This window comes from Pseudomonas sp. BSw22131 (assembly GCF_026810445.1).
GTDB classification, from domain to species: Bacteria; Pseudomonadota; Gammaproteobacteria; order Pseudomonadales; family Pseudomonadaceae; genus Aquipseudomonas; species Aquipseudomonas huanghezhanensis.
In genome coordinates, this window is the sequence record NZ_CP113949.1 from 558,760 (window position 1) to 576,072 (window position 17,313).

14 protein-coding genes and 2 pseudogenes are annotated in these 17,313 nt (G+C 57.6%); 7 read left to right on the forward strand and 9 right to left on the reverse strand.

Translation table 11 applies throughout. The features are described from left to right. The first annotated feature begins 48 nt into the window (after positions 1–48). The 3 genes from dtd (at position 49) to mdoH (ending at position 5,260) form a co-directional block, all read left to right on the forward strand. Positions 49–486 carry a D-aminoacyl-tRNA deacylase gene (gene dtd / locus OYW20_RS02565; protein ID WP_268799173.1) on the forward strand — a complete coding sequence of 146 codons (438 nt, stop codon included), beginning with the start codon at positions 49–51 and terminating at the stop codon, positions 484–486. A 264-nt stretch (positions 487–750) separates the two neighbouring features. Further along, entirely contained in the window at positions 751–2,679 is a 1,929-nt protein-coding gene (locus tag OYW20_RS02570; protein ID WP_328284803.1) for a glucan biosynthesis protein G, read from the forward strand. Continuing rightward, positions 2,672–5,260: a glucans biosynthesis glucosyltransferase MdoH gene (gene mdoH / locus OYW20_RS02575; RefSeq protein WP_268799174.1), complete on the forward strand. Its 2,589-nt coding sequence runs from the start codon at positions 2,672–2,674 to the stop codon at positions 5,258–5,260. Before OYW20_RS02570 ends, mdoH begins: the two co-directional genes overlap by 8 nt. Positions 5,261–5,441: 181 nt before the next feature. Here mdoH and OYW20_RS02580 read toward each other — a convergent pair whose 3' ends face one another. Beyond that, positions 5,442–7,382 carry a HAMP domain-containing methyl-accepting chemotaxis protein gene (locus tag OYW20_RS02580; RefSeq protein ID WP_268799175.1) on the reverse strand — a complete coding sequence of 647 codons (1,941 nt, stop codon included), beginning with the start codon at positions 7,380–7,382 and terminating at the stop codon, positions 5,442–5,444. A gap of 336 nt (positions 7,383–7,718) precedes the next feature. On the opposite strand from OYW20_RS02580, the gene OYW20_RS02585 reads away from it, so the two are divergent. From OYW20_RS02585 to OYW20_RS02600, 4 genes are read left to right on the forward strand one after another with little or no spacing between them, the layout of a single operon-like run. After that, complete coding sequence (locus OYW20_RS02585) at positions 7,719–9,755, forward strand: lipase family protein (RefSeq protein WP_268799176.1); 2,037 nt, start codon at positions 7,719–7,721, stop codon at positions 9,753–9,755. Continuing rightward, positions 9,752–10,558 (forward strand): hypothetical protein, encoded by an 807-nt coding sequence (locus tag OYW20_RS02590; RefSeq protein ID WP_268799177.1) that lies wholly within the window; start codon positions 9,752–9,754, stop codon positions 10,556–10,558. Before OYW20_RS02585 ends, OYW20_RS02590 begins: the two co-directional genes overlap by 4 nt. Next, complete coding sequence (locus OYW20_RS02595) at positions 10,555–11,328, forward strand: hypothetical protein (protein WP_268799178.1); 774 nt, start codon at positions 10,555–10,557, stop codon at positions 11,326–11,328. The genes OYW20_RS02590 and OYW20_RS02595 overlap by 4 nt, the downstream gene beginning before the upstream one ends. Beyond that, on the forward strand, positions 11,325–12,098 hold the full coding sequence (locus tag OYW20_RS02600) for a hypothetical protein (RefSeq protein WP_268799179.1): 774 nt from the start codon (positions 11,325–11,327) through the stop codon (positions 12,096–12,098). The genes OYW20_RS02595 and OYW20_RS02600 overlap by 4 nt, the downstream gene beginning before the upstream one ends. Before the next feature lie 86 nt (positions 12,099–12,184). Here OYW20_RS02600 and OYW20_RS26420 read toward each other — a convergent pair whose 3' ends face one another. From OYW20_RS26420 to hisI, 8 genes and pseudogenes are all read right to left on the reverse strand, one after another. Further along, positions 12,185–13,048, reverse strand: coding sequence for a methyl-accepting chemotaxis protein (locus tag OYW20_RS26420; protein ID WP_456239193.1), 864 nt, complete (start codon positions 13,046–13,048; stop codon positions 12,185–12,187). A 39-nt stretch (positions 13,049–13,087) separates the two neighbouring features. Then, positions 13,088–14,101, reverse strand: a pseudogene (locus OYW20_RS26425) (methyl-accepting chemotaxis protein); the annotation flags it as partial. A 106-nt stretch (positions 14,102–14,207) separates the two neighbouring features. Then, on the reverse strand, positions 14,208–14,915 hold the full coding sequence (locus OYW20_RS02610) for a 16S rRNA (uracil(1498)-N(3))-methyltransferase (protein ID WP_268799182.1): 708 nt from the start codon (positions 14,913–14,915) through the stop codon (positions 14,208–14,210). Further along, positions 14,912–15,706 (reverse strand): twin-arginine translocase subunit TatC, encoded by a 795-nt coding sequence (gene tatC / locus OYW20_RS02615; RefSeq protein ID WP_268799183.1) that lies wholly within the window; start codon positions 15,704–15,706, stop codon positions 14,912–14,914. The genes OYW20_RS02610 and tatC overlap by 4 nt, the downstream gene beginning before the upstream one ends. A 98-nt stretch (positions 15,707–15,804) precedes the next feature. Then, a pseudogene (tatB, locus tag OYW20_RS02620) lies at positions 15,805–16,218 on the reverse strand (Sec-independent protein translocase protein TatB); the annotation flags it as partial. Positions 16,219–16,228: 10 nt separating this feature from the next. Further along, a complete protein-coding gene (locus OYW20_RS02625; protein WP_268799185.1) occupies positions 16,229–16,504 on the reverse strand; it encodes a twin-arginine translocase TatA/TatE family subunit in 276 nt (91 codons plus the stop codon). A 44-nt stretch (positions 16,505–16,548) separates the two neighbouring features. Further along, positions 16,549–16,881, reverse strand: a complete 333-nt coding sequence (locus OYW20_RS02630) for a phosphoribosyl-ATP diphosphatase (RefSeq protein WP_268799186.1) — start codon at positions 16,879–16,881, stop codon at positions 16,549–16,551. A 2-nt stretch (positions 16,882–16,883) separates the two neighbouring features. Continuing rightward, a complete protein-coding gene (gene hisI / locus OYW20_RS02635) occupies positions 16,884–17,276 on the reverse strand; it encodes a phosphoribosyl-AMP cyclohydrolase (protein ID WP_268799187.1) in 393 nt (130 codons plus the stop codon). Positions 17,277–17,313: the final 37 nt, after the last annotated feature.

The window sequence follows — 17,313 nt, forward strand, 5'->3', positions numbered from 1 at the left end:
TTGGCGAAAAGGCGAACCGCAACCTTGTTGTTGGACATAGGATTTTAAATGAAGGGCTTGCTTCAACGAGTCTCACAGGCACGCGTCGATGTGTCTGGCCAGACAGTCGGCGCCATCGACCAAGGGCTCATGGTTTTAGTCGGTATCGAGCCTCATGACACACAGGCCAGCGCCGATAAGCTTCTGCATAAACTGCTTAACTATCGGGTGTTCAGCGATGCAGAGGGGAAAATGAATCTCTCCGTCGCTGATATACGGGGCGGTTTGTTGCTGGTTTCGCAGTTCACGCTCGCAGCAGATACCAGGAGCGGCTTGCGTCCGGGCTTCTCGAAAGCAGCGGCGCCTGCGTTTGCCAAAGAGTTGTTCGACTACTTGGTGGACAAGGCTAAAAACTTGCACGACCCGGTTGCCGTGGGCCAGTTTGGTGCGGATATGCAACTGCATTTGGTCAATGATGGCCCAGTGACATTTTTGCTCGAGACGTAAACGTCCGTTTTTGTGCGCATTGCCTGAATTTATTAGGTCTGTACCGATAAATACTTTGCTTCAACTGATGCGTTGTAACGCGGCCTGCTAGATAATCGCGCGCTACAGAGACGGGCATTCGCCTGTTCAATCGGTACAAACGCAGACTGATCCGACGTCGGTTGGGGAATCATTGGCCCCTTTCGGAGTCGGAACAATGCTCGCCAACCCGGCACTTGATAGCTGGCCGTTGGTTTCTTCATCTGTTTTAGGCGAGGGTTGCTCGTGATTGTTAGTCCATGTAATGCACCAAAGACTCCCGGCAAGCGCCTGCATCGCGCGCTGTTGGCTGGGTCTGCTCTGTTTTGTCTGTTGGGCGCCAGCCAGTTGTGGGCGTTCGATCTGGACGACGTGGCAACAAAGGCCAAAGATCTGGCCGGGCAGAAATTCGTAGCTCCCAAGAGCAACCTTCCGGCGGAATTTCGCGACATGAAGTTCGCGGACTACCAGAAGATCCGTTTTTTGCAGGACAAGGCTGAATGGGCCGCCGACAAAACCCCGTTCAAGATTTCGTTCTATCACCAGGGTATGCACTTCGATACGCCGGTGAAGATCAACGAAGTTACCGCCACAGCTGTCAACGAGATCAAATACGATCCGGCCCGTTTTGACTTCGGTGACGTTAAGTTCGATCCCAAGTCCACTCAGAATCTGGGCTACGCGGGCTTTCGCGTGATGTACCCGATCAACAAAGATGACAAACAAGACGAAATCATGACCATGCTGGGCGCGAGCTACTTCCGCGTTGTGGGCAAAGGGCAGGTTTACGGTTTGTCGGCACGCGGCATGGCCATCGACACTGCGATGCCTTCCGGTGAAGAGTTCCCGCGTTTCACCGAGTTCTGGATCGAGAAGCCTAATCCGGACGATAACCATCTGGTGATCTTCGCACTGCTCGACTCCCCTCGCGCCACTGGTGCTTACAAGCTGACCTTGCGTCCGGGCACCAACACCCTGGTTGACGTGCAGTCGCGCATGTATCTGCGTGAAAAGGTCGGCAAACTGGGCGTGGCTCCGCTGACCAGCATGTACCTGTTCGGCGCCAATCAGCCGTCCAAAGTGCTCAACTACCGGCGTGAACTGCACGATTCCAGCGGTCTGTCGATTCAGGCAGCCAATGGCGAGTGGATCTGGCGTCCTCTGAACAACCCTAAGCATCTCGCTGTGAGCAGCTTCTCCGTCGAAAACCCGCGTGGTTTTGGTCTGCTGCAACGTGGCCGCGGTTTCAGCCATTACGAAGACCTGGATGACCGCTACGACAAACGTCCGAGCGCCTGGATCGAGCCTAAAGGCGACTGGGGCAAAGGCACCGTCGATCTGGTCGAGATCCCGACAGCTGATGAAACCAACGACAACATCGTAGCGTTCTGGAAACCGGAAGTTCAGCCGGAGCCCGGTAAGTCGGTCGACTTCAACTACCGCCTGCACTGGACCATGGATGAAGACTCCATTCATTCTCCGGATCTGGGCTGGGTCAAACAAACCCTGCGTTCGACCGGTGACGTGAAGCAGTCCAATCTGGTTCGTCAACCGGACGGCAGCGTTGCTTACATCGTTGACTTCGTAGGTCCGGTTCTGGCCAAGCTGGGTGAAGACCCTGCGATTCGCAGCCAGGTCATCACCGACGAAAATACCGAGCTGGTCGAAAACAACCTGCGTTACAACCCGGTCACCAAGGGCTGGCGCCTGACGCTGCGTCTGAAAGTCAAAGACACCAACAAGTCCGTGGAAATGCGTGCGTACTTGTTGCGTGAAAGCCCTGCTGAACCTGGCAAGGAACCTGCCGTGATCACGGCCGACAAGACTGACAAGAACGCAGACAAAAAAGCAGCTGCCAAGGCTGCGCCTGCCGCTCTGGTTGCCGCCGCGCCTAAAGATGACAAGGCACAAATCGTCAACGTCGATGCTGCACGCGCCGATGGCCTGAAAGCTGACGCAGCCAAAACTGTCGAAGCGGCCAAAGTTGCCGAGGCGAAAGCCGATGCCGAAGCGTCCAAGCCAGAAGCGGCGCTGGGCGATGCAGCGAAAGCGAACAAGGCCAGCAAAGACGCCCAGCAGCCAGCTCCAACGGCTGCATCCACCCAACAGGACACGGCCAAGATTCAACAAATCCTGACCGAGACCTGGAGCTACCAGTTGCCAGCCGATGAGTAATCCACAAGCCGTGCCTGAGTCTCTTCAAGAGTATCTGGCACATTTGCCAATGAGCGACGAGCAGCGTGCCGAGATGGCAAGCGTCACGTCGTTCGCTGAGCTGCACGAACGCCTGTCGGCGCAGACTGCCAGCGATCCGGCCGACGCCGCGTTGGCGTCGGTGGAGCGTCGTCTGACGCTCACCACCGCTGACGAACTGCAAGACGCCGAGATGCTGGCTGTCGACGCCAGCGGTCGCGTCTGCCTCAAGGCTACGCCGCCGATCCGTCGTACCAAAGTAGTGCCCGAACCTTGGCGCACCAATATCCTGGTGCGCGGTTGGCGCAGGCTGACCGGCAAGAAAAACCCGCCCAAGCCGTCCAAGGACGACTTGCCGCGTGATTTGCCCAAGTCGCGCTGGCGCACGGTCGGTTCGATCCGCCGCTACATTCTGCTGATCCTCATGCTGGGCCAGACCATCGTGGCTGGCTTCTACATGAAGGGCATCCTGCCGTATCAAGGCTGGTCGCTGGTGTCGTTCGACGAAATCAGCCGCCAGACCTTGCTGCAGACCGCAGCGCAAGTGCTTCCTTATGCGCTGCAGTCCAGCATTCTGTTGTTGTTCGGCATTCTGTTCTGCTGGGTATCAGCGGGCTTCTGGACAGCCCTTATGGGCTTTCTGGAATTGCTGACCGGCCATGACAAGTACCGCATTTCCGGTGCAAGCGCGGGTAACGAACCGATTGAGGTGGGCGCACGCACTGCGTTGGTCATGCCGATCTGTAATGAAGACGTGCCCCGGGTATTTGCCGGTCTGCGCGCTACATTCGAGTCGGTCAAAGCCACAGGTGATCTGGATCGTTTCGACTTCTTCATCCTAAGCGACTCCAACGAGACCGACATCTGTGTAGCCGAGCAGCAAGCCTGGCTGGACGTGTGTCGTGAGACCGGTGGTTTCGGCAGGATTTTCTATCGTCGCCGTCGTCGTCGCGTTAAGCGCAAAAGCGGTAACCTGGATGACTTCTGCCGTCGTTGGGGCGGTGAGTACCGCTACATGGTCGTACTTGACGCCGACTCGGTGATGAGTGGCGAATGCCTGACCAGTCTGGTGCGCTTGATGGAAGCCACACCGGATGCCGGCATCATCCAGACCGCGCCGCGCGCTTCGGGCATGGACACGCTGTATGCACGCATGCAGCAATTTGCCACCCGTGTGTACGGCCCGCTCTTCACCGCCGGTCTGCACTTCTGGCAGCTGGGCGAATCCCACTATTGGGGCCACAACGCGATCATCCGCATGAAACCGTTTATCGAGCATTGCGCCTTGGCGCCGCTGCCGGGTAAAGGTGCGTTTGCGGGAGCGATTCTGTCTCACGACTTCGTTGAAGCAGCGCTGATGCGCCGTGCCGGCTGGGGCGTGTGGATTGCGTATGACTTGCCGGGTAGTTACGAAGAACTGCCGCCGAACCTCTTGGACGAACTCAAGCGTGACCGCCGCTGGTGCCACGGCAACTTGATGAACTTCCGTTTGTTCCTGGTCAAGGGCATGCACCCGGTTCACCGTGCTGTGTTCCTGACCGGCGTGATGTCTTATCTGTCAGCGCCGTTATGGTTCTTCTTCCTGGTGTTGTCGACGGCGCTGCTTGCGGTCAACACGCTGATGGAGCCGACGTACTTCATGGAACCGCGTCAGCTGTATCCGCTGTGGCCTCAATGGCATCCTGAAAAGGCCGTGGCGTTGTTCTCGACCACGATTGTGCTGCTGTTCCTGCCTAAAGTGCTCAGCATCATTCTGATCTGGGCAAAGGGCTCGGTCGGTTTTGGCGGTCGTATCAAAGTCACGATGTCGATGCTCATGGAAGTGCTGTTTTCCATGCTGCTGGCGCCGGTACGGATGATTTTCCATACCCGCTTCGTACTGGCCGCATTTCTGGGCTGGGCAGCGACCTGGAACTCGCCACAACGTGACGATGACTCCACGCCATGGAGCGAGGCTGTCAAACGCCACGGTCCGCAGACCTTGCTGGGCTTTTGCTGGGCGCTGTTGGTGGTTTGGCTGAATCCGAGTTTCCTGTGGTGGCTTGCGCCGATCGTAGGTTCGCTGATGTTGTCGATCCCGGTATCGGTGATTTCCAGCCGTACCAACCTGGGCCTCAAGGCGCGTGACGAAAACCTGTTCTTGATTCCGGAGGAGCACACACCGCCGCAAGAGCTGGTCTCGACCGACAAGTACACGCACGAGAATCGTTGGCATGCTCTGAAAGACGGCTTCGTGCGCGCAGTGGTCGATCCGCAGCAAAACGCGCTGGCGTGCGCTTTGGCAACATCGCGCCATCGCCATGCCGAGCCGATCGAGTGGATGCGTACCGAGCGCGTTCGTCATGCGGTCAAGGGTGGTCCTGAGCTTCTCAATAACAGCGAGCGACTGGCGTTGTTGAGCGACCCGGTAGCCTTGGCCCGTTTGCACGAGCTGGTCTGGACAGAAGGGCATTCGTCATGGCTCACCGCCTGGCGAGATTCGTTCGCAGCCGACCCGCACGCACCACTGCTGCCATTGCAGCCGGCGAGCCATCTGATCGAGCCGACGCTTGTGAACGTCTGACGGCAGACCGATACAAAAGACGCCCTTGAAGCCTGGCTTCAAGGGCGTTTTTTTGTGTCTGACACCGATCCCGTTGGCGTGAGGCTTGCCCGCTAAGCTGCGATCACGGTGTGCCAGATTTACCGAATCCAGCCTCGCCCTGGGTTGTCAGCTCCTGCAACAGCGAGCGCCAGCCCGCTCATCACACCCGGAATTTGCCCACCATCTCTTGCAACTCCAGGCCCAGTCGTGCGAGTTCTGCGCTGGCGGATGCAGTCTGATCGCTGGCGGCGGCGGTCTGGTCAGAGATGTCGCGCACGTTGAGCACGCTTCGGTTGATCTGTTCGGCTACGGCGCTTTGCTCTTCACCCGCAGTGGCAATTTGCTGATTCATGCTCTGGATGGTCGAAACCGTCCGGGTGATGTGCTCCAGAGCACTGCCCGCCCGTCGGCTCAGGTCGACACTGTTATCGGTCAGCATACGGCTGGCATCAAGCGCGTTGACCACCTGCTGGGTGCCGTTTTGCAGCGCAGCGATCAGCTCCTCGATTTCTTCGGTGGACTGTTGCGTACGTTGCGCAAGGCTGCGCACCTCGTCGGCTACCACAGCAAATCCCCGGCCTGCTTCACCTGCGCGGGCAGCTTCGATGGCGGCATTGAGCGCCAGCAAATTGGTCTGCTGGGAGACCGACTTGATCACATTGAGAACGCCACCGATTTTGTCGCTCTCGGTTTTCAGTTGGCCCATCGCCTGAGTGGAATTGGTCACTTCGTCCGCCAGCCGCTCGATCTGGGTGATCGCCTCATTGACCACTTTGTCGCCTTCGCGCGCCTGCAGATCAGCCTGGCTGGCAGCTTCGGACGCCTCTTCAGCATTGCGCGCAACCTCCATCACCGTGGCCGTCATCTCGTTCATTGCCGTTGCTACCTGATCGGTTTCGTCCTTCTGTTTATTCACCCCGATGCTGGTTTGCTGAGTCACGGAAGAAAGCTGCCCTGCGGCGCTGGCGATTTTCGACACGCCATCGCTGATGCCGCCGATCAATGCTCGCAGGCTCTCTGTCATCGACTGCATGCGCTGCTGCATCTCGCCCATCTCATCCCGACGCGTTACAGCGAGGTTCTGGCTTAGATCGCCTTGGGCGATACGTTCTGCGGCGATCAGCGTCTGGCGCAACGGCGCGATGATCTGCTGCGTGATCAGCCACGCCGCGAGTAATCCCAGGGTCAAGGCCAGGCCCGCAACGCCCGCCAGAGCGGTGCGTGATTGTCCGGCTTCACTGTCGCGACGGGCGCTCTGCAAGCTGCTCAGTTCGGTGGTCGACGCCAGCAGCGTCTCCCCCAGCGCCTCCATGCTCTCGTGTGCCGCCTCGGTTTTAACCTGCACCTCTTTGAACAGCGCCAACTGGTCGCGGTAGCGCTTAAGTGCCTGATTGGCGAGTTTCAGATCAGATGCGCTTTCCTGTGCTTGATCTTGTGAGATCTGCTCAATCTCCTTGAGCGACTCGTCAATGGCGGTAATGGCCGCCACTTCATAACTCTCCTGACCGCTGAAGACGTAGGCAAGCACCTCGTAGCGGGCATTCTGTATCTGCCGCCGCAGCTGCAGGATGTTGGTGAATTCATCGAACTGCTCACTGCTGTCCTGCTCTTGGCTCACAGCTTTCAGCACTTTGTTTTCAACTTGTCCGACAGCCGTCACCGCCTGCTCTGAGTACTCGTTCAGGCGCAGCTTTGAGGCTGCACGCTCCTTGAGCAGCAACCCCAGGTCAGCGAACGTCTGTTCGAGCGTGCGTACGGTTTCACTTTGGCCGTTGAGCAGCTTCAGCAACTCGGCGTGATCGGCGTCCGCACGCAACGTATTCAGATGCGCTTCGATTTCGTTCAGTCGATCAACCACCCGTTGTGCACTTTGCGGTGTGTTATCGATGCGGAACGTGATCCGTTCGGCGCGCAGGTCTTTAGTCATCGCGTTGAGCTGGCCGATGGCCGTGATCGATTCCGAGCGTTCGATCATCGTATCCAGACCATGCCAGCCGGTGAGGGCGATAGCGAGGGTCAGCATCAGCACCAGGCCAAAGCCCAGTGAAAGCTTGAGTTTGACGCTGGTGTCGCCCAGCGCCTGATCAATGCGTCGAAACATGGTGAATCTCCTGCGGATGAGCAATCAATAGCCCGCCTGGCATCAGCAGGGCGAGCGTTGAAAGCGCATCGGCAGGGAGTTGAAGAGCGCGACCTGAGAGGGTCGTAGGAAGTTTCTGATCGAGAGAAGAAGGTGAAGTGGGTCACGGATTGAAGCCGATCACGTGAGAGATCGGACCCGTTTCAAGGGCTGGCAACTGCGCCGGCAAGCGCGCGTAGGAGATGTCTTCAAATGGGTTAGGACGTGTCCCGTTCGGCCTTTGCGGGATGGAGCGAGGACTTTCCTTCACTTACTGTTGCCGGCACTTCAGGGAAGCAACAGCGAGCAAGGACTGACATGAACGATCGACTGCACCGCACCGACACGATCAATCCGAATCAGGATGTCTATTGCAGGCCCCAAAAAATGCAATGGGTCGAGTTTCAGCTCTTGGACGAGCGCGGGGAGCCGCTCGCCAACATGCCCTATCGGGCGACCAGTAAGGCCACTCGCATCAACTACGTCCCTGAATTCAGTGGGGTCAGCGATGCGCAAGGCGTGATCCGCCTGGAGGAAATCCATCCTTTGGCTGTCACCCTGCTGATTGCTGCCGATCCGCTGGCGCAGGTGCTTCAAACCCGCAGACTGAGAGCCCTGCGCGCTGAACCGAACAAACCGCTTTTTAGCGATCCCACGCCGCTGTACAGCCCTCAGCGCTCGGGTTTCTCTCCCATCGAAGAGCAGGCTCTGGCCGCAGGTCACACGTATCACTACTTGCGCATCGGTCAGATTTGCGACCAGTTGCCGAATTTTGACCCGCCTTTACCCACCCCGAAACAGCCCCCGGCTTACCACTTCCCCGATCCCCGCTACAGCGGTTTCACTGTTGAAGACGACCAGCTGGATCGCCGGCATGTCCTGGAGATCTGCCCGCTACGTGCGTGGTCGCTGGTCTTGCACCATCAGTCGCAATACAGTCTGGCCAATGCCTACAACCTGGGCCTGATGAGTATTTTGGCGTACAGCAATGTGCCTGATCTGGAGTTTGGATCGGTCAGACAGCTGTTTGAGCAGCAATGTCTGGACCTGTCCCGAACGCCGCTTGTACGTGACGGTTCCCGAAACTGGCCTTGTCTGGTCACCGATGTACCTTTCGATGGCCGCTACACCGACGTTCAGCCGTTGGACACCAGCAAGGCGCCTTTACCTGAAGGCAATACGCAGCTGTTCTATGCCATCAGTGCTTCTCAGGTGTTGGTCGCGTGGCGCGGTACCGAAATGAATGGCCTTGCAGATCTGGCCTCCGACCTGACGTTTCGGCCAGTTGCGCCGGAGGTGTCCGCCATGTGCGAAACGAAGGTGCCCTGTGCCGGATTGACACCAGAGGGCAGCGTACACATGGGGTTTCGGGATGCGTTTGAGGTGGCGCGAAGGGTTTATGCGAGGCATCTCGGCGAAGTAATTCCTATAGACGCTGAACACAAGGGACTTTTTGTTTGCGGTCACAGCCTCGGCGGCGCGCTCGCACTTGTGCACGCAGCATCATTGAAAGACCAAAGTCCGCTGCTCTACACCTACGGCATGCCACGCACCTTCACCCTCAAGGCCATTCAAAGCCTGAGCGAGCTATGGCATTTCCGTCACGTCAACGACGCAGACGTGGTCCCCCGTGTTCCGCCTGAAGCTGCAATGGATAATTACCTCTACGATATCTGGGGACCGGCCGGAATCATGATGGGTTTCAGTTGGTCGGTGCGGCAAGCGGCAGTAACTGCGGTGTACAAGCACGGCGACCCGTTCAGCCACCACGGCGAAATCGCCATGTTTTACACAGCCGAGCAGCACACCCAAAGGCTGCATGAGCCTTATCCTGCCTATCGCGACCCCAGCGGACGGCCCTATCTGCGAACCATCGCTTATCTTTTACCGCGCCGTACAAAACTCTACCTCGTCCCCAGCCTGAGCGAGACGGATAGCCAGCAGGCGAGCAACAATCAGGAAAACCTGATCAAGTCCCTGGATGCCGAAAGCCTGGCTCGGCATTTCCCTCGTTATGGCAATCCGGACATCAGCAAAATGCTGGGCATCGGCGATCACTTCATGTCGAAGTACCAGCCCTACATCCACGACCAGTTGATGGAGTTGATCAACCCTGCGCGCGAGGAGTTGCTGGATCTTCAGGTCGAGCGCAATCAATTTGAACAACAGATGAAGGAGCACTACGAGCGCATTCCCGAGGATGAGTACAGTCGCAATCAATTGTTTCTCGGCCTGCAAGACAAGATGGAGACGGCGTTGCGGATCACGTCCGAGAGCGAAGGCGGACCTGAGGCATTACAGCGCTTTGACAATGTCGCAAGTTCCAAGGCGTTTTACGCGAAGTCACTGCGATGAGCTTTTCCCACACTGAATGGTGCACGCGCGTGATCAGCAGGTTTGCGATTCCTTGCCTGATTCTTTTTCTCTGTCTGGGAGGTTGCAAACAGGATCAGAGTCTAGACCCGCCTGCGGACAGCGAACAAATTACGGTGACGGTCAAGGTGCCTGAAGAACTTGAGGCGGAGACGATGCAAGTGATGTATCGGTCAACCCTTTGTACCTTCATCAACCACGATGCCAACGGTGAGCCGTATACGCGGGATGGCTATCAGCAACTTGAACTGCAGCCCGTGCGTCAGGGAACTACTGATCTTTATCAAGCCAAACTGGCTATTGACGGTGGGGGAGCCTGCAAGTGGCGCCTGAGCAATGTGACGTTCGGCGTTGTTTATGCTTACCCCACCCGTTTTGGCGAGAATGTGAGGTATGGCGCAGGGGGCGGTGTTGTAGTGGTTTTCGATCACAACAATTCGTCACATAGCGGCGTGACCTGGGTGGTCGATGGGGATTTAACGATCAGGGAAAGTTACTACCCTTGGGTGCATGAAAGCCTTCTCGGCCGTCCCAAACTGTCTGTTAGCTTGACTGGCGAGGGTAAGATTTACCTGGGTTACAAGGCACTGAATGCTCGCTCTGTCTACTTCGAGCCGGTTGTGCACTCCGACTTCGTTCTCTACTCCAAAGGCCCTGCTGTCAAAAAGGACGGCAACTTCACTTCTTTCACATACCCCGATGGAAGTGTCTTCGCTGATGGCCGCTGGCATCCCAACTTTCGCAAGTTAGAGGCCATCCGCCTCGCTGCACAGAGCAAGCCATGAGATTCGCGCTGTCCATCTCAATGGTTGCTATGTTCACCATCCTGAGCGGTTGCAGGCAGGACCACAGCCTTGACCCGCCTGCAGACAGCGAACAGATCACAGTGACGGTGAAAGTGCCTGAAGAACTTGAGGCGAGAAAGATGCGGGTGATGTATCGGTCAACCCTTTGTACCTTCATTAACCACGATGCCGACGGTGAGCCGTATACGCGGGATGGCTATCAGCAACTTGAACTGCAGCCTGTGCGCCAGGGAACTACTGATCTTTATCAAGCAAAACTGGCTATTGACGGTGGGGGAGCCTGCAAGTGGCGCCTGAGCAACGTGACGTTCGGCGTTGCTTATGCTTACCCTACTCGCTTCGGCGAGAACGTGAGGCACGGGACTGGAGGTGGCGTGGTGGTGATCTTCGATCACAACAGCTCATCGATTGGAGGCGCCACTTGGAAAGTAGAAGGGGATCTAGCAATTAAGAAAGACTATTATCCTCAGTTACATGAAAAGTATCTTGGAGGGTATAAGAAACACATCAACTTGGCGGGAGAAGGGAAAATTTATTTGGCCTACGAAGCGTTGACTGCTCGCCATGTTTACTTCGAACCGAATTTTCATTCCAGATGGCTGGTGACTTCGGAAGGTACCAAAGTCCACAAAGTTGGCAGTTTTATAAAGTTTACATACCCCGACGGTACTGTTGCCGCTGACGGTCGCTACCAACCTGACTTCAAAAAACTACAAGCCATCCGCCTCGCTGCGCAGAGCAAACCATGAGACTCGCGCTGTCCATTTCAATGGTTGCTGTGTTCACCATCCTGAGCGGTTGCAGACAGGACCACAGCCTTGACCCGCCTGCAGACAGCGAACAAATCACGGTGACGGTGAAAGTGCCTGAAGAACTTGAGGCGGAGACGATGCAGGTGATGTATCGGTCAACCCTTTGTACCTTCATTAATCACGATGCCAACGGTGAGCCGTATACGCGGGATGGCTATCAGCAACTTGAACTGCAGCCTGTGCGTCAGGGAACTACTGATCTTTATCAAGCAAAAATGGCTATTGACGGTGGGGGAGCCTGCAAGTGGCGCCTGAGCAACGTGACGTTCGGCGTTGCTTATGCTTACCCCACCCGTTTTGGCGAGAACGTGAGGTACGGCGCAGGGGGTGGCGTTCTAGTGGTCTTCGATCACAACAATCCGTCGCATGGCGGGGTGACCTGGACCGTAGAAGGAGATTTAACAATCAAAAAAGAATATTACCCATGGGTCGATGAGGAGTTACTCGGGCGCTATAAAAAAACGGTCAGTCTGGCAGGCGAGGGTAAGATTTACCTGGGTTACAAGGCTTTGAATGCTCGCTCTGTCTACTTCGAGCCGGTTGTGCACTCCGACTTCGTTCTCTACTCCAAAGGCCCTGCTGTCAAAAAGGACGGCAACTTCACCTCTTTCACATACCCCGATGGAAGTGTCTTCGCCGACGGCCGCACGCATCCCAACTTTCGCAGGCTGGAAGCCATTCGCTTGGCCACAGAGAGCAAACAATGATTTTGCGCGTAAGTGACCAGGTCGATGCTGAGGTTGAGTGATGAGCGCCATGATCGGCGCCTCACTCGCGCCGATCAGATGATCGCTTAAACCCGAAAGCGACCCACCAGCGTCTGCAAGTGCGTACCCAGCCGCGCCAGCTCAACGCTCGACGCAGCGGTTTCTTCGCTGGCCGCCGAGGTTTGCTCAGAGACATCTCGCACGTTCAGCACACTGCGGTTGATCTCCTCGGCCGTGGCGCTTTGCTGCTCGGCAGCGGCGGCGATTTGCTGGTTCATCGCCTGGATCGCCGACACCGTCTTGGTGATGTTTTCCAGCGAGTTGCCTGCCCGACGCGTCAAGGCCACGCTGCTGACGGTCAGTTCACGGCTGTTGTCCATGATGGTCGAGACCTGTTGCGTGCCGTTTTGCAGGCCGGCAATCAGCGCTTCGATTTCCTCGGTGGACTTCTGTGTGCGCTGAGCAAGGCTGCGCACTTCGTCGGCCACGACCGCAAATCCGCGTCCTGCCTCACCCGCACGGGCGGCTTCGATGGCGGCGTTGAGCGCCAGGAGGTTGGTCTGTTGTGCCACCGACTTGATCACATCCAGCACGCTGCCAATCTTGTCGCTTTCGCGTTTCAGTTCGCCCATCGCTTCAGTGGAGAGCCCCATCTCGCTTGCCAGACGCTCGATCTGTGCGATGGCTTCATTCACCACCCGGTCGCCCTCGCGTGCCTGCTGGTCTGCAGCGACAGCGGCTTCGGAGGCCTCTTCGGCGTTGCGCGCCACTTCCTGCACGGTGGCGGCCATTTCGTGCATGGCGGTGGCGACCTGATCGGTTTCAACCTTTTGGCTGTTGACCCCTGCGCTGGTCTGCTCGGTCACGGCCGAGAGCTCCTCTGCCGCACTGGCAATCTGCGTCACGCCGTCGCTGATACCGCTGATCAACTGCCGCAGGTTTACGGTCATGCGCTGGATGCTGCTTTGAAGCTGGCCCAGCTCATCGCGACGGGTCACGATCAGGTTATGGGTCAGGTCGCCGGACGACACACGCTCTACCACGTCCAGTGTTTCACGCAGCGGGCGAATGATCTGCCGAGTGATTACCCAGGCTGCAAGAACGCCCAGTAGCAGCGCCAAAGCAGTGACGATGCCGAGGGTTTGGGTGGCGTTTTTGCTGTCTATTTCGCGCTTGGCATTTTGTGAGACGCTGAGCTTGCCGCTCAGATCAAGTAATTGCTGACCGTGTACGCCCATCTTCTCGACGGCTTGGCGGCTGGCCAATTGCGCGTCACGGTAAACGGCCACCGCATCGCGATAACCTTTGAGTGCTGCGCTGGCTCGTTGCAGCTGCGGGATGTAGCTGGAAGGAATATCGCCAGCCAATGCATTGATCCCGCCCATCGCATCGTCAATGGCTCCCGTCGCGTTTTTCTCGAAATCCGGATTGCCGCTGTACGTGTAGCCGCGCACCTGGAAACGTGCCTGCTGAATCTGCTTGCTGACGCCTACCGCACTGTTGAACTGCAGAATGTTGTCGTGTTGCAACAGCGCTTGTTCGATCGTGTTGACCTCCTCCACGGCAGCATCGGCCGTTGCGCCGAGGTTAGTGCGGCTGGCTTCACGGGTCTGAATGGCTTTGGTCATGTCGTCGAATGCGCGGCGATAATCGATCGCGGCTTGAGTCTGCTCGTCCAGCAACTTGAGGTCTGAAATTCCGACGATCTTCGCCCTGGCTGTTTTCACCGAGGTTTCAAGCTTGTCGAGACCCTTGATGACTTCGGCCGCGTTTTCCGGCGTAAATTTCTGCTCGTAGTTTATTCGCGCGATGCGCAGCGCCAGGGTGTTTTCGTTGACCAGCGAAATGTTACCCAGCTTGTCGCCGCGCTCAATGATGGAAGAGACGCCAGACCAGCCTGCCAGCATGGTGAACACGGTCAGCAGCAGCACCAGGCCAAAGCCGATACCGAGCTTCAGACTGACACTTATATTGGCGAGGCTTTGTGCAAACCAGCGAGTCATGGCGATTCCTTGAGCGTTGTCATTGTTGACGCCTGTACATCGGCAGCTCGCGGAAAAACTGGAGGAATGGTTCTGTCTGCTGAGGGAGTGCGCTTGCGGAGGTGGATCAGAACAGGCGTGCGAGCAGGGCGGTGACAGCGGTTTCAACGCGCAGAATGCGCTCGCCGAGTTGCACCGGCTGCAGGCCTGATTGGCGTAGCAGATCGACCTCGTAAGGAATCCAGCCGCCTTCAGGCCCAATGGCCAGCGTCACCGGCTGTTCGACTGCGCGGGGGCAGGCCGGAAAATCACCCGGGTGCCCCACCAGGCCGAGCGTACCTTCGACCAGCGCGGGCAAGCGATCCTCTACAAACGGCTTGAAGCGCTTTTCGATGATGATGACTGGCAGCACGCTGTCCCGGGCTTGTTCCAGTCCGAGAATGAGTTGCTCCCTGATGGCCTCAGGCTCAAGGAATGGCGTCTGCCAAAAGCTTTTCTCTACGCGATAGCTGTTGAGCAGGATGACCTTCTGAACGCCCATGGTAGCGATCGTCTGAAACACACGACGGAGCATCTTGGGACGTGGCAGCGCCAATAACAGCGTCAGCGGCAGCTTGGCGGGTGGTTGGAGGTCGAAACTGACCGACAACTCGGCTTCGTGGGGCTCAAGGCGCAGCAGTTCGGCACTGCCCAATTGCCCGCCCAGACGTCCGATGCGCAGAGTGTCACCGATCACTGCACGGTGGACTTCCTGCATGTGCTTGAGGCGACGGTCACGCAGAACGACACGGTCTGCCGCAATGAAATCAGCCTCTTCGAGCAGCAGCAAATTCACGGCTGAGCGGCTGGCGGCTGGTCCTGACGGTCTTCGGCAGACTCTTCTGCCTCATGATCGCCACGTTTGGTAATCAGCGAGCTGCACAACACCCCGATCTCGAAGAGCAACCACATCGGCACGGCCAGAAGCGTCTGAGAGAAGATGTCAGGCGGCGTCAGGATCATTCCGACCACGAAGCAGCCTATCACCACGTACGGGCGGATCTTCTTCAGGTATTTGACATCGACAATGCCGATCCACACCAGCAGTACCACTGCCACCGGAATCTCGAAAGCCACGCCAAAAGCGAAAAACAGCGTCATGACGAAATCAAGGTAGCTGGCGATGTCGGTCATCATCGAGACCCCTTCCGGGGTCACGCTGGCGAAGAAGTGGAAGATCAGCGGGAACACCAGGTAATACGCGAAGGCCATACCGGCATAGAACAACACGATACTCGATACCAGCAGTGGCACCGCAACGCGCTTTTCATGCTTGTACAGACCTGGCGCAATGAAGCCCCAGATCTGGTGCAGGATTACCGGCATCGCCAGAAACAGGGCGACCATCATGGTCAGCTTGAACGGCGTGATGAACGGCGAGGCGACGTCGGTGGCGATCATCGTCGCCCCTTCAGGCAGGAACACCCGCAGCGGCGCTGAGACGAAGGTGTAAATCTTCTGCGTGAAGTAAAACAGGCAGCCGAAGATTACGAATATCGCCAACACGCAGCGCAGCAGGCGCGAGCGCAGTTCTGTGAGGTGCGAGACCAGCGGCATTTGCTGGTCGTTTTCCGGGATATTGCTCATGGCGCTCGCGGTGGCAATGACGAATCGTTGGCGGACGGCGCAGTCTGCACTGCAGCGGTGTGGTTGGCTGACGCGGGTTCAGTAGTCGCCGGCACATGCGGCGGCTCGGTGCTGACAGACGCGCTTTCAGCAGGTGCTGCAGGGCCGATGTCGGCGCTTTGAGGTGCCGGGACCACAGGTGTAGGAGCAGGCGGTATAGAACCAGGCGCAGGCGTGGCCGGCGCTGCCACTGTGGGTGCAGGGGAAGCGGGCTCTACCGGAGGCTGTTGCGGCGAGAGAATCTTGCGCGCCTCCTGCTCCATGGAAAGAATGTGCTCGTTATGCAACTGACGGCGGATCTCGTCAGCGCCGATCTCGCGTTCAACTTCCTGTTTGATCGCATTGAAGCTGCGTTTCAGCCGCCCGACCCAAAGCCCGGCGGTGCGTGCTGCGCCCGGCAGACGCTCGGGGCCCAGTACCAGCAGGGCGACGAGTCCGACGAGCAGCAGTTCAGAGAAGCTGATACCAAACATGCGTCACGACCTAGTCTTTACGGATGGGATCTTCGACTTTGTGTGCTTGCGCGTCGATGGTGTGCGGCTGGTTCAGCGGCGACGACTGAGTCGTGTGCGGCTGCGCTTGCGGTTGTGGCTGAACCGGTGGTTGTTCCGGAGTCTTTTCTTCATCGCTCATGGCTTTGCGAAAGCCTTTGATCGATTCGCCAACGTCGGTGCCGAGGCCTTTGAGCTTCTTGGTGCCGAATACCAGCACGACCACGATCAGAATGACGATCCAGTGTTTCCAGTCAAAAATACCCATGACGCGTTCCTCGTAAGAAATTCAGAGCCCGTAAGCTTGCGTGTTCATTGAGCCGGGCGAGCAGCTTTTTCGTCATGACCGGACAACCCGAAACGGCGGTCCAGTTCATCCAGTACGGCCTGTGGGTGTTGTCCCAACTGGGCCAGCATCACCATGCTATGGAACCACAGGTCGGCGGTTTCGTAGATCACATCGCTGCAATCGCCGCTGATGGCAGCGTCCTTGGCGGCGATGATGGTTTCGACCGACTCTTCGCCAACTTTTTCCAGAATCTTGTTCAATCCCTTGTGATACAGACTTGCGACATAAGAGCTGTCGGCAGCCGCACCTTTGCGTTCTTCGAGCACCTGCGCAAGGCGCGACAAGGTATCAGTCATGTTCAGTGTCCTGCTTGATAAATGGCGTCCGGATCTTTGAGTACCGGGTCCACGGTCTTCCAGCCGGCGTCATCGTATACGCGGTAGAAGCAGCTTTCACGGCCAGTGTGGCAAGCGATGCCGCCGATTTGCTCGACCATGAGAATGATCACGTCGGCGTCGCAGTCCAGACGCAGTTCGTGCAGCTTCTGCACGTGGCCCGACTCCTCGCCTTTGCGCCAGAGCTTGCCGCGGGAACGGGACCAATAGATAGCGCGGTTTTCAGCTGCGGTCAGGCTCAGGGCTTCGCGGTTCATCCAGGCCATCATCAGTACGCGCCCGGTTTTGTGGTCCTGAGCGATTGCAGGGACCAAACCGTCGCTGTTCCAGTGAATCTCGTCCAGCCAGTCTTTCATCGTCGGCTCCGGCCGCTCTGTGGAAGGGTTAGTGTGC